This is a genomic window from Methylobacterium sp. C1, from assembly GCF_001854385.1.
Taxonomy (GTDB): Bacteria; Pseudomonadota; Alphaproteobacteria; order Rhizobiales; family Beijerinckiaceae; genus Methylobacterium; species Methylobacterium radiotolerans.
In genome coordinates, this window is the sequence record NZ_CP017640.1 from 110689 (window position 1) to 123434 (window position 12746).

At 72.0% G+C, this 12746-nt stretch carries 12 protein-coding genes and 1 pseudogene; 9 read left to right on the forward strand and 4 right to left on the reverse strand.

The window, feature by feature from the left end; genetic code table 11:
* Positions 1-15: 15 nt before the first annotated feature.
* The 5 genes from BKE41_RS00525 to BKE41_RS00545 all read left to right on the forward strand — a co-directional run bounded on the left by BKE41_RS00525 (position 16) and on the right by BKE41_RS00545 (position 5369).
* Positions 16-903 (forward strand): branched-chain amino acid ABC transporter permease, encoded by an 888-nt coding sequence (locus BKE41_RS00525; RefSeq protein ID WP_012317085.1) that lies wholly within the window; start codon positions 16-18, stop codon positions 901-903.
* Between the two features lie 20 nt (positions 904-923).
* Complete coding sequence (locus BKE41_RS00530) at positions 924-1910, forward strand: branched-chain amino acid ABC transporter permease (protein ID WP_024827894.1); 987 nt, start codon at positions 924-926, stop codon at positions 1908-1910.
* A gap of 145 nt (positions 1911-2055) precedes the next feature.
* Complete coding sequence (locus BKE41_RS00535; protein ID WP_012317087.1) at positions 2056-2409, forward strand: hypothetical protein; 354 nt, start codon at positions 2056-2058, stop codon at positions 2407-2409.
* Between the two features lie 59 nt (positions 2410-2468).
* Entirely contained in the window at positions 2469-4415 is a 1947-nt protein-coding gene (gene mutL, locus BKE41_RS00540; RefSeq protein ID WP_024827893.1) for a DNA mismatch repair endonuclease MutL, read from the forward strand.
* Between the two features lie 186 nt (positions 4416-4601).
* A complete protein-coding gene (locus BKE41_RS00545; protein ID WP_053620428.1) occupies positions 4602-5369 on the forward strand; it encodes a glucose 1-dehydrogenase in 768 nt (255 codons plus the stop codon).
* 40 nt (positions 5370-5409) lie between these two features.
* Here the strand turns inward: BKE41_RS00545 and BKE41_RS00550 are convergent, their stop codons facing one another.
* The gene (locus tag BKE41_RS00550) at positions 5410-7062 is read right to left on the reverse strand and encodes an AMP-binding protein (RefSeq protein ID WP_012317090.1); all 1653 of its coding nucleotides are present in this window, start codon (positions 7060-7062) and stop codon (positions 5410-5412) included.
* A 218-nt stretch (positions 7063-7280) separates the two neighbouring features.
* Between BKE41_RS00550 and BKE41_RS00555 the strand changes: the two genes are divergently transcribed.
* From BKE41_RS00555 to BKE41_RS00570, 4 genes are all read left to right on the forward strand, one after another.
* On the forward strand, positions 7281-7820 hold the full coding sequence (locus BKE41_RS00555; protein WP_012317091.1) for a phasin family protein: 540 nt from the start codon (positions 7281-7283) through the stop codon (positions 7818-7820).
* Positions 7817-8755 carry an alpha/beta hydrolase gene (locus BKE41_RS00560; protein WP_043072898.1) on the forward strand — a complete coding sequence of 313 codons (939 nt, stop codon included), beginning with the start codon at positions 7817-7819 and terminating at the stop codon, positions 8753-8755. The genes BKE41_RS00555 and BKE41_RS00560 overlap by 4 nt, the downstream gene beginning before the upstream one ends.
* 396 nt (positions 8756-9151) lie before the next feature.
* Positions 9152-9592 carry a helix-turn-helix transcriptional regulator gene (locus BKE41_RS00565; RefSeq protein WP_012317093.1) on the forward strand — a complete coding sequence of 147 codons (441 nt, stop codon included), beginning with the start codon at positions 9152-9154 and terminating at the stop codon, positions 9590-9592.
* A gap of 55 nt (positions 9593-9647) precedes the next feature.
* Positions 9648-10022, forward strand: coding sequence for a cupin domain-containing protein (locus BKE41_RS00570; RefSeq protein ID WP_012317094.1), 375 nt, complete (start codon positions 9648-9650; stop codon positions 10020-10022).
* Positions 10023-10029: 7 nt separating this feature from the next.
* Here the strand turns inward: BKE41_RS00570 and rsmD are convergent, their stop codons facing one another.
* The 3 genes and pseudogenes from rsmD to BKE41_RS00580 form a co-directional block, all read right to left on the reverse strand.
* Positions 10030-10587, reverse strand: coding sequence for a 16S rRNA (guanine(966)-N(2))-methyltransferase RsmD (gene rsmD, locus BKE41_RS31850; RefSeq protein WP_012317095.1), 558 nt, complete (start codon positions 10585-10587; stop codon positions 10030-10032).
* A gap of 6 nt (positions 10588-10593) precedes the next feature.
* Positions 10594-12369, reverse strand: a pseudogene (locus BKE41_RS00575) (pseudouridine synthase); the annotation flags it as partial.
* A gap of 131 nt (positions 12370-12500) precedes the next feature.
* Positions 12501-12677 (reverse strand): DUF1328 domain-containing protein, encoded by a 177-nt coding sequence (locus BKE41_RS00580; protein ID WP_012317097.1) that lies wholly within the window; start codon positions 12675-12677, stop codon positions 12501-12503.
* Between the last annotated feature and the right edge of the window lie 69 nt (positions 12678-12746).

A 12746-nucleotide genomic window follows, 5' to 3' on the forward strand; every position in this document is an offset into this window, starting at 1 on the left:
GCGCGGAGAACGGCCATGACCACGATCTTCGGTGTGCCGACGCAGGCCCTGTTCGGGCAATTGCTGCTCGGCCTGATCAACGGCTCGTTCTACGCGATCCTGTCGCTGGGGCTCGCGATCATCTTCGGGCTCCTCAACATCATCAACTTCGCCCACGGCGCGCTCTACATGATGGGCGCGTTCGTGGCCTGGATGCTGCTCACCTACGTCGGACTCGGCTACTGGTGGGCGCTGGGGCTCGCCCCGATCGTGGTGGGCGCGTTCGGCATCGTGCTGGAGCGGGTGCTCATCGCCCGGCTCTACAAGCTCGATCACCTCTACGGCCTGCTGCTCACCTTCGGTCTCGCGCTGATCATCCAGGGCCTCTTCCGCAACCAGTACGGCGTCTCGGGTCTGCCCTACGCGATCCCGGCCGAGCTGTCCGGCGGTCAGCGCCTGCCCTTCATGTTCCTGCCGAACTACCGGGCCTGGGTGGTGGTGGCGTCGCTCACCGTCTGCATCGCCACCTGGCTCGTCATCGAGAAGACCAAGCTGGGCGCCTACCTCCGGGCCGCCACCGAGAACCCGACCCTGGTCCAGGCCTTCGGGGTGAACGTGCCGCTGTTCCTGACGCTGACCTACGGGTTCGGCGTCGCGCTCGCGGGCTTCGCCGGGGTGCTGGCGGCGCCGATCTACTCGGTCAATCCCAACATGGGCGCCGACATCATCATCGTGGTCTTCGCCGTGGTGGTGATCGGCGGCATGGGCTCGATCATCGGCTCGGTGATCACGGGCTTTACCCTAGGCCTCGTCGAGGGGCTCACCAAGGTGTTCTATCCGGAGGCGTCGGCCACCGTGATCTTCGTGATCATGGTGCTGGTGCTGCTCGTCAAACCCGCCGGCCTGTTCGGGCGCACGGCCTGATCGCGATCTGAGGCACCCCCATGGCCGACACCGCCGCCCTCGACGCCGCCCCGATCGCCGCCGCCTTGCCGACGAGCCGGGACGACAAGGCGCTCCACCGCCTCATCTTCGTCGGTATCGCCGTGCTGCTCGTCGTAGCACCGCTGGTCCTCTACCCCGTCTACCTGATGAAGGTGCTGTGCTTCGCGCTGTTCGCGCTCGCCTTCAACCTGCTGCTCGGCTACGGCGGCCTGCTCTCCTTCGGCCACGCCGCCTATTTCGGCATGGCGAGCTACCTCTGCGCCTACACGGCTAAGAGCCTGGGCTTCACGCCCGAGCTGGCGATCCTCGCCGGCACGGTCACGGCCGCGCTGCTGGGGCTGGTCTTCGGCGCCCTGGCGATCCGCCGGCAGGGCATCTACTTCTCGATGATCACCCTGGCGCTCGCCCAGATGGTGTTCTTCTTCTCCCTGCAGGCGAAGTTCACCGGCGGCGAGGACGGCATCCAGGCGGTGCCGCGCGGCAACCTGTTCGGCGCGATCAGCCTCGCGGACGACCGGGTGATGTACGCGGTCGTGGCCGTGGTGTTCATGGCCGGGATGCTGCTGATCTACCGGATCATCCACTCGCCCTTCGGGCAGGTGCTGAAGGCGATCCGCGACAACGAGCCGAGGGCGATCTCGCTGGGCTACCGCGCCAGCCAGTACAAGCTCGCCGTGTTCGTCCTCTCGGCGACGCTCGCCGGGCTCGCGGGCTCCACCAAGGCGATCGTCTTCCAGCTCGCCTCGCTCACCGACGTGCACTGGTCGATGTCGGGCGAGGTGGTGCTCATGACCCTCGTCGGTGGCATGGGGACGGTGTTCGGTCCGATCGTCGGCGCGCTGGTGATCGTCACGATGGAGACGTACCTCGCGCAGTTCGGGGCCTGGGTGACGATCATCCAGGGCTGCGTCTTCGTGCTCTGCGTTCTGCTGTTCCGCGAGGGCATCGTCGGACTGATCGCCCGCATGATCCGCCGGCCGCTCTAGGGTCGGGCTTCCGGGCAGGTGCCGGTTGCACCGCCGCAACGCCGCTGTCGCGACCTGCACCAGGGTATGAAGGCTCACAACCCCTGGTGAGCTTTCGTTAACCAAGACTGCCCACCCTGACGGCTCCGCACTGTCAGGGGCTGCCATGAACCAGGATCGAACGCTCAGCATCGACGATCCCGCCCTCGACTGTCCGGTCGAGCCGGACGTGGTGGGCCGCCTGATCAAGGCCGATCCGGAGGGGGCCGCGTTCCTGCTCGACGGGATCCCGGAGGCGACCCGCGCCCGACTCGCCGTCTGGCTCTACGGCCGGAGCCACACCCACGCGATCGGCGTCCGCGTCGCCGCGACCTGCGAGGGCGCGACCCTGCGGCGGACCGCGGGCCTCGTCGGAAACGTCCTCTACGACCTGTCCCGCCGTCCCGTGGCGGCGGCGAGCCGCGGCGCGCGCGGCGGCACCGGCCGCATCTCCCTGGGCGGGTCGCAGCGCCGCGCCTGAAGAGACGGCGCGGCCGCCGCGATTGGATCGCCGCCGCGCAGGGACTATCCTGCGCGCCGATGACATCCCTGTCCGCGCCGTCCGTCCGCCGCCTCGATCCCGTGCTCGTCGACCGCATCGCCGCGGGCGAAGTGGTCGAGCGCCCGGCCTCGGCCGTGAAGGAGCTGGTCGAGAACGCGATCGATGCCGGGGCCCGGGCGATCGAGGTCACCGTCGAGGCCGGAGGGCGCCGGCTGATCCGGGTCGTCGACGACGGCCGCGGCATGACCCCGGACGATCTCGACCTCGCGGTCGAGCGGCACGCCACCTCCAAGCTCCCGGGCGGCGACCTCACGGCGATCGACACCCTCGGTTTCCGCGGCGAGGCCCTGCCGTCGATCGGCGCGGTGTCGCGGCTCGCCATCGTCACGCGGACGCCGGAGGCCGAGGCGGGGGCGAGCCTGACGGTCGAGGCGGGGCTGAAGGGTCAGGTCCGCCCGGCGCCGGCCCAGCGCGGCACCCGGATCGAGGTGACCGAACTCTTCGCCGCCACCCCGGCGCGGCTCAAGTTCCTCAAGTCGGACCGGGCCGAGAACGCCGCCATCGCCGAGACGCTGCGCCGCCTCGCCGCGACGCAGCCCGGAATCCGCTTCACCCTGAGGGCGGATGCCGGGCAGCCCCTGGTCCTGCCGGCCGAGACCGGGGCCGAAGCGGAGCTGCGCCGGCTCGCCGCGGTGCTGGGACAGGACTTCCTCGCCAACGCCCTGCCGGTTTCCCTGGCCCGGGAGGGCTTCGCGGTGACCGGCCATGTCGGCCTGCCGACCTACCACCGCGGCGCGGCGACCCACATCCACCTCGCGGTGAACGGCCGCCCGGTGCGCGACCGGCTCCTGCTCGGGGCGATCCGCGGCGCCTACGCCGATACCCTGGCGTCCGACCGGCACCCGGTCCTCGGCCTGGCCGTCGCGTGCGACCCGAGCCTCGTCGACGTCAACGTCCACCCGGCCAAGACCGAGGTGCGTTTCCGCGAGCCGGGCCTCGTGCGGGCGCTGATCGTGAGCGCGATCCACGACGCCCTGCGCCGCGGCGGCGCCCGCTCGGCCACCACGGGCGCCGCGCGGACCCTCGACGCCCTGCGGCCGGCCGGCCCACCGCTCGCGACCCACAGCGGCGCCACCGCACCGAGCCTGTTCCGGCCGACCCGTCCCGGCCCGTTCCCCAGCGGCGCGCCCTCGGTCGCGGCGCCGTCCGGTTACCGTCCGTCCACAGCGTGGCGGCCGGCGCCGCAGCCGGCGCGGGTCGAGCCGGCCGGCTTCGGCGAGTCCGCTCAGGCCGTCTGGACCGGGCCTGAGTCCGTCGCCGTGGCGGCCCCGCCCCAGGCCGATACCCGCGTCGCCGACGAGGCCGCGGAGGCGCTCGATCATCCACTGGGCGCCGCCCGCGCACAGATCCACGAGACCTACATCCTCGCCCAGACCCGTGACGGCCTCGTGATCGTCGATCAGCACGCCGCCCACGAACGCCTCGTCTACGAGCGGATGAAGACTGAGCGGGAAGCCGGCGGCATCGCCCGGCAGGGTCTCCTGATCCCGGACGTCGTCGAGATGAGCCCCGAGGAGGCCGACCGGCTCGTCGCGGCCGCCCCGGATCTCGACCGGCTGGGCCTGTCCATCGAGGCGTTCGGGCCGGGGGCGGTGCTCGTGCGCGAGGTGCCGGCCGCGCTGATCGGTGCCTCGACGCGCGATCTCGTCACCGACATCCTCGACGCCCTGCAGGCCAGCGGCGACGAGGAGAGCGGCGTCGCCGCGACGGAGGGCGGCCCGCTCGGGCGGCGTCTCGACGCGATCCTGTCGCGCATGAGCTGCCACGGCTCGATCCGGGCCGGGCGCCGCCTCCGGCCGGAGGAGATGAACGCCCTCCTGCGCGAGATGGAGGCGACGCCCAATTCCGGACAGTGCAATCACGGGCGCCCGACCTCGATCGAGCTGAAGCTCGCTGACATCGAGCGGCTGTTCGGACGTCGTTGAGCGGGCGGGCGCACCGGCCCGGCTGGCGGACCGGACGGCGCCGGTCCACAACAGGTTTCGACGCCGCAGTCCAAGGGCGGCGGCGCGTTCAGGGGAGGCGCAGAGCCATGACCGATCCCGTCATCACCGGCGCGTGCCGGGCCGCCACGCGGCGCGTCGCCTCGGCCCTCGCCGCGGTGCGCTGAGATGGCGGGCCCGTTCGACCTCGCCGGCCGCCACGTCCTCGTCACCGGCGCCTCCAGCGGCCTCGGCCGTCACTTCGCAGGAACCCTGGCACGCGCCGGTGCGCGCCTGTCGCTCGGCGCCCGCCGGGCCGATGCCCTCGCCGAGACCGTCGCCCGCGTCGCGTCGGCGGGCGGTGAAGCCCACGCCGTCGTCATGGACGTCACCGACGCCGCGAGCGTCGAGCGCGCGCTTGACGCCGCCGAGGAACGGTTCGGACCGGTGGCGGTGCTGGTGAACAATGCCGGCGTGACGGCGACGAAGCCGGCCCTCGACCTTGCCGAGTCCGACTGGGACGCGGTGCTCGACACCAACCTCAAGGGCGTGTGGCAGGTCGCCCAGGCCACCGGCCGGCGCATGGTCCGGCACGGCGCGGGCGGCAGCATCGTCAACATCGCGTCGATCCTCGGGCTGCGCGTCACCGGCGGGCTCGCGCCCTACGCCACGTCGAAGGCGGCGGTGGTCCAGCTCACCAAGAGCCTCGCGCTCGAATGGGCCCGCTACGGGATCCGGGTGAACGCCCTCGCGCCGGGCTACATCAAGACCGAGCTGAACGACGCCTTCTTCGAGTCCGATGCCGGCCGGGCGCTGATCAGGCGCATCCCGCAGCGCCGGCTCGGGGAGGCGGCCGAGCTCGACGGACCGCTCCTGCTCCTGGCCTCGGAGGCCGGCGCCTACATGACCGGCAGCGTCCTGGCGGTCGACGGCGGCCACCTCGTCTCCGGCCTGTAGCGATCGCCCCGGACGAGCTCGTCCTCGGGTCCGACGCGGGTCAGAGATCCCGCGCCTGCTCGCGCAGGACGAATTTCTGGATCTTGCCGGTCGAGGTCTTCGGCAAAGGCCCGAACACGACCGTCTTCGGCACCTTGAACCGCGCCATGTGCTCGCGACAGAACGCGATCAACTCCTGCTCGCTCGGCACGCTCGTGCCGGGCTTCACCTCCAGGAACGCGCACGGGCTCTCGCCCCAGGTCGGATCCGGCCGCGCCACGACGGCCGCCAGCATCACTGCGGGGTGGCGCATGAGCACCTCCTCCACCTCCAGGCTGGAGATATTCTCGCCGCCCGAGATGATGATGTCCTTCGCCCGGTCCTTGATCTCCACCGACCCGTCGGGATGCCACACCGCGAGGTCGCCGGTCCGGTACCAGCCGTCGGCGAGGGCCGCCTCGGTCGCCCCCGGGTTGCCGAGGTAGCCCTTCATCACCGTGTTGCCGCGCAGACGGATCTCGCCGACCGTCGTGCCGTCCCGCGGCACCGGCACGTCGGTCGCGGTGTCGGCCACGCTCACCGCCTCGAGGGTCGCCAGGGGCACGCCCTGCCGGGCCATGCGGGCGTAGCGCTCGGTATCGGGGAGGTCGGTCCAGTCCGGCTGCGCCAGGCAGACCGTCGCGGGACCGTAACTCTCGGTGGCGCCGTAGAGATGAGTCACCTGGAAGCCCAGCTCCTCCATGGTGCGGATGATCGTGGAGGACGGCGCCGCGCCGCCGACCGCGCAGCGCACCCGCTGTGGGAACGGCACCCGGTCCTGGGCCGGGGCGTGCGCGATCATCGAGAGGACGATCGGCGCCCCGCACAGATGCGTCACCCCGTGCTCGGCGATCAGCCGGAAGATCGCCGCCGGCTCGACCTTGCGGAGGCAAACCTGCGTGGCGCAGGCCGCGACGCTCGCCCAGGGGTAGGACCAGCCGCTGCAGTGGAACATCGGCAGCGTCCAGAGATACACGCTCTCGCCGGTCAGGCCGAAGGTCACGGCGTTGCCCAGGGCCTGAAGATAGCCGCCGCGATGGCTGTAGACGGCGCCTTTCGGGTCGCCGGTCGTCCCCGACGTGTAGAGCAGGCAGAGCGACTGCCACTCGTCCTCGGGGCCGGCCCAGGCGTAGTCCGGATCGCCCTCCGCCAGCAGATCCCCGTAGGACAGCGCCCCGTCGATCCCGGAATCGCCGATCGCCACGACGAGGATCGGCTCGGCGAGATCCGCCAGGGCGCGCGCGGCCAGACCGGCATACTCGGCCTCGACGAGGAGCGCCCGGGCGCCCCCGTGCCGCAGCGAGAACGCGATCGTCGCTGCGTCGAGGCGGGTGTTGAGCGGGTTCAGCACCGCGCCGAGCATCGGCACGGCGAAATGCGCCTCGATCATCTCCGGGACGTTCGGCGCAAGGATCGCCACGGTGTCGAGCGGCCCGATCCCCCGGGCCGCGAGGCCCGCGGCCAGGCGCCGGCAGCGCGCGTAGAGGTCCGCGTAGGTGAGGCGCCGGTCGCCGTCGATCACGGCGGTCCGCGCGCCCGCCGCGGCGGCGGCCCGCGCCAGCAGGCTCACGGGGGTCAGGGGCACGTAGTTGGCCGCCCGGCGCGCGAGCCCGGCCTCGAACGGGTGGGAGCCGTTCTCACGGAGTTCGGCTCGGGTCGGACGGGTTCCCGTCATCGTGCAGCCTTCTGATCGGGCGGCGGGCGTGGCGTGCGCTCCGCGCGACGATGATTTCGCGGCCGCCCCGCCTGTCAATCGCGGTCGCCGGGACAATGTGGGCCGGGGGCGGATTCTGTTACAGGGCCCGGTTGACGGGGGAACGGCGCTGGCGGATGCCCGTATCCCAGCCATGCGTCGTCGAGGCCGCGTGCGACCGGCCCATCCGGGAGACCATTGTGGGGAACGACAACCTGCCGACGATCTCCGGGGAGACCGGCCGCGCCGTGGCCGAGAGCGGCGTCGCCCGCGCGCGCGAGGCGTACGAGCGCTTCGCCGAGGCGGGCGAGATGGCTCTGAATGCCTTCGAGGCGTCGATGGCGCAGAGCTTCGAGGGCTGGCGCTCGGTGATGGGATCCAGCCGCGAGACCGCGCACCAGCTCACCGACAGCAACGTGGCGGGTGCTCGCCGGATGCGCGAGCAGTGGGATGCCGCCGGCGCCCGGCTATACAACGCCTTCGAGGACAACGCCGTCCATGCCATGGCGGCGATGCGCGAGATCGGTCACCGGATGCTCGTCGCGTCCGACACCAATGTCCGCGCGAGCCTGGACTTCGCGGACCGCGTCGCCAAGGCGGCCGACGCCCGCGAGGTCGCGGCGCTGAACATCGCGTTCCTGCAGGAGCAGGCCCGTCGGCTGACCGACCAGATGGTCGACCTCCACCAGACGACCGGCCGTCTCGCCCGCGAGGCTGCCGCGCGCACGGAGACCCCGTGACCGCCGGCACCGCGGCGCCGGATACCGGACCCGAGACCATGCCGCGGCTCGACGACCTATGCCGCGCCGACGTGCCGTTCCGGACCGGCCATTTCCAGGCCTACGCACCCCACGATTTCCACCGCATCGCCTACGTGGAGTGGGGCGACCCGGACAGCCCGCACGTCGTCGTCTGCGTCCACGGCCTCAGTCGCCAGGGCCGCGATTTCGACGCCCTGGGCTACCGGCTGGCGAAGCTCGGCTACCGGGTGATCTGCCCGGACCTGCCCGGGCGCGGCCTGAGCGGCTGGTTGAAGGATCCGGAACTCTACGGCCTGCCGCAATACGCCGCCGACATGGCCGCGCTCATCGCCCATCTCCGGGTTCCCGGGAAGATCGACTGGGTCGGCACCTCCCTCGGTGGCCTGACCGGCATGGTCCTGGCCGCCGCCGCCCGGTCCCCGATCCGCCGCATGGTGATCAACGATATCGGCCCGTTCCTGCCCTGGGCGCCGATCCGCGAGATCGGATCGCGCCTGCGCGACGCGCCCCGGCTCCACCACAACCTCGCATCGGGCGAGTCGCGCCTGCGCACGGTGCTGGGTGCCTTCGGGCCGCTCACCGACGAGCAGTGGCGACACATCGCCAAGCACAGCTTCTTCCAGGAGCCGAACGGCGGCTGGCGGCCCCACTACGATCCCGGCATCGGCGACGCGTTCCGTCCGGGCCGCGTCTACAGCGTGAGCATGTGGCGCGACTGGGACGCGATCACCTGTCCGGTCCTGCTCCTGCGCGGTGCGCACTCGGAACTGCTCCTCGCCTCGACCGCCGACGAGATGACCCGGCGGGGACCGCCGACGCGGCGTGTCGAGATCCCCGATTGCGGCCACGCGCCGGCGCTGCTCGACGACGAGCAGTTGCGAATCGTCGCCGACTGGCTCGGCCCGGCGGCGTAAGTCCGCCGGCATCGCGCGGCGTCGCGCCGTGAATCGACCGTTTCCCATCACGCAGGCTTCGAAGGGATCGGCGCCATGGGCGAGCGCGGCGTAGGCAACCCGATCGCGCCCTACAGTCTTAGAAAGTGATTTTTTAGCCGATCCAACTCACTTATATTTGACTAGGCACGGTATTTGAGTTGTTCCGCTGGCGGGCATTGGAGGGCCCGGATCGCGGTCTTCCGGACCTAAGATTTCGAAAGCGTAACCATTCGTTGCGCGCGCGGCTGACCTGTGGCACTAACAGATGTCAGGTCTGGATCTTGGCCGCGCAATGTTGCACCTGTCGGTTGTGATTGGCGCCCCGGATCCGGGCGAGCAAGCCTGCCAACAGCAAGAACATCCGGACTACCAACTATGGCGAACCCAACCCCCAAGCCGAAGCAGACCACAGCCATCGATCACGGGGTCGGCAGCCGCATCGCGTTCCTTCGGGCGGCGAACGGGCTGAGCCAGTCCGCGCTGGCCAGCGCGCTGGGCGTCAGCTTCCAGCAGGTCCAGAAATACGAGACCGGTAAGAATCGTGTCGGTGCCGGTCGCCTCCAGGCCATCGCCGAGCGGCTCGGGGTTCCGGTCTCGAGCTTCTTCGAGCCGGAGCCCGAGGCGACGACCGATAGCGGTCCCGCGCTCCTGCGCGTTGCCGGCGCCGTCGAATTGCTCCGGGCGTACAATCAGATCGCCGACGATCAGATGCGCCGCGACGTGCTCTCGCTCGTGAAGTCCGCGGCGCGGATCGGCCATACCCGGTCGGCGGACGAGGCGGCAGCGCAGGCGCCCGGCCCGTCGCGCAACGCATGACATGCGGCGTCGCCTGGCGCCGAACCGGCGTCACGCGCGCCCTCCAGGCGGGGTCATGGATCCACTCCCGACACGCGTGACCCGTCTGCTCGCCGATCTGCCGCTCCGGGCGGACGACGAGATCGTGTCGGTCCTGGTCTCGGATGCGGGCCTGCGGGTGGAGCGCATCGTCTCAACCGGTCAGGCGAGCCCGCCGGGCTTCTACTACGACCAGCCGCATGCCGAATGGGTCGCTGTCCTGACGGGCGCGGCCGACCTGCGGTTCGCCGATGAGGCTCAGGCCCGTCGCCTGGTCGCGGGCGACGCCGTGCTGATCGCGCCCCATCGTCGGCACCGTGTCGAATGGACCGAATCGCCCACCGTCTGGCTGGCGATCCATTTCGGGCCCCAGGTCGGCGCTGCGGATCCGGCTCCGAGCATTCGGGACTAGGGGCGATTCAGGCGGCGAACCGGGCGATCGCCACGGCCGTGTCGCCGTAGACGCGCCGCTCCAGCTCCGCGAAGCCGGCCGGCCAGACGAGCTGAGCGGCCTCGACTTCCTCGACGACGATGAGAGCCCCCGGCGCGAGCCACGCGCCCTCGGCGGCGCTTCTCAGGGCGCGGGGCGCGAGATCGCGGCCGTAGGGCGGATCGCAGAAGACAAGCGAGAAGGTGCCCGCTGTGGAAGCCGGGCCGAGGCGGGTCGCGTCCCGCCGGAACAGGCGCGTCACGCCTTCGGCACCGAGGGCCTCGATATTCTCGCGGATCACCGCGCGCGCCTCGGCGCCCTCGTCGACGAGGAGGGCGTAGGTCGCGCCCCGCGACAGCGCCTCGAAGCCGAGGGCGCCCGTGCCGGCGAACAGGTCGAGGACCCGGGCGCCGGCCACGGCGTCGTCATAGGCGTGCGCGAGCACGTTGAACACCGACTCGCGCAGCCGGTCCGAGGTCGGCCGGATGGCGTCGGTGCGCGGCGCGGCAAGCCGGCGGCCTCGCCACGCGCCGCCGACGATCCTCATCGCGTCCCGCGGGGGCCGCCGCCGGCCGGCGCCGCCGCGCGGCGCACCGGGACGGCCGCCCGCGCTCGGCGCGCCGCCGGTGCCCTGGCCGCCCGCCTTACCGGTGAATCCGCCGGGCTTGCCACCGGGGCGACTTCCGCCGGGACGCGGCGCCCCCGTCTTCGGGCCGCCGAACGCGGGCTTGCCCCCAGCGCCGGCCGGCTTCGAGCCGCGGAACCCGCCCGGCTTGCGCGACGTCCCCTCGGTCGGCCCGGCCTCGAACGTCCGTTCGCGCCGTCCTCCGGACTTGCCGCCGCGCTCGTCGAATCGCCGCTCGTCACGCGGTGCGTCGCTCCGCGCGGTCTCGCGACGCGGGCGCTCGTCGCCGCGGCGCTCGTTGCGCGGACCGGCGGGGCGTTCCTGTCGCTCCGGCGCTCCGCGGTCGGCGAAGCGGCGCTTCGGTTTGGCGACGGGGGCCGGCTCCGCCGGTGTGGCGGACAGCCGCTCGACGACGACCCGGCGCTCACCGGCGCGGATCGAGCCGACGCGCTCGCGGCCGCGTTCCGCCGCGGCCGCCTGTGCGGTCCGGGGATCCGCGCCGCGCCGGGGCACGCGCGTGCCCCGGGGCTTCGCCGCGTCCTCATCGCGCCACGTGGAGCTACGCGGTCCGGGACCGGCGCCTCCGGTCGAGACGCGCGGCGCCGGCGCGGGACGCGCGGCGTTGCGCCGGGCCGGCGCCGGCTGCGCGGACTTGGCATCGCGATCCGCCGGGCGGGTGCCGCCGAACGGCGCGATCGGCTCGCGGACCGGGCTGTCGAAATCCACGCCGGCCTGCTCGGCGAGGCTCTTGCCGAGCTGATCCTTGAGCACGCGGGTCCGCACCTCCTCGACCAGACCGACTTCTAGGTCGCCGAGCTGGAACGGCCCGAAGGAGAGCCGGATCAGCCGGTTCACCGAGAGCCCGAGATGCTCCAGGATGCGCTTGACTTCGCGGTTCTTGCCCTCGCGCAGGCCGAGTGTCAGCCAGACGTTGTCGCCCTGCACCCGGTCGAGCGTCGCCTCGACGGGGCCGTACTCCATCCCGTCGATGGTGACGCCCTTGGCCAGCCGGTCGAGTTGGGCCTGATCGGTGTCGCCGTGGGCGCGGACCCGGTAGCGGCGCAGCCAGCCCGTGTCAGGATGCGCGATCACCTTGGCGAGCCCACCATCGTTGGTGAGGAGCAGCAGCCCCTCGGTGTTGATGTCGAGCCGTCCGACAGCCACGACCCGGGGTAGATCCTCCGGGAGCACGTCGAACACCGTCTGCCGGCCCTCCGGATCCCGGGCGGTCGTCACCACGCCCCGCGGCTTGTGGAAGATCCACAGGCGGCTGCGCTCCCGCGACGGCATCGGCTCGCCATCGATCAGGATGCGGTCGTTCTCGGTGACGTTGCGGGCGGGGGACGTCAGCGTCTCGCCGTTGACGCTCACGCGTCCGGCCACAATCATCGTCTCGGCGTCGCGCCGCGAGGCGATGCCAGCCCGAGCCATCGCCTTCGCGATGCGCTCGCCGGGCGGCGTCTCGATCAGGCCCTCGGTGTCGGCGGACGAGGCGGGTTCGGGCTCCGGCGCAGGGACCGTCTGCTGAGGAGGCTGCGGCTTGGCCTTTCGGGCGGCCTTCTTCGCGGCGGACTTGGCGGACCCGTCGCCCTCGGTGTCGGCGCGGCCCGCATCGGTCGGCGGCGCCCAACCCTCGGTGCGCGCTGACTCGGGGGCCGGACGGGCGGTCCCCTCCGGCTTATCGTCGTTCGGCAAGTCGCTCATGCTTGCCGCTTATCAGAGCCGGTCTCGACAGGCGAGACGGGTTGTGCACGGGGGCAGGTGCCCTCAACGCAAAGAGGCGGCCCGCTGGGACCGCCTCGAAGACCGGATCGCGGGTCGGGGACCCGTCGGCGTCAGAGCCTGGGCGAACGCCCGCGCATCACACCGAACACGGCGGAGATCAGGAACAGCGCGATCGCCACGAAGAAGACGATCTTGGCCGCCTCCATCGCCGTGCCGGCGATGCCGCCGAAACCGAGGAGCGCCGCCACGAGAGCGACGACGAGAAACGTGACAGCCCAACCGATCATGGCATCCTCGCGTTATTCGGGTCGGTTCAGTTGTGGAACCCGCGCGCGGCGGGTTCCGTTCCGGTCGCG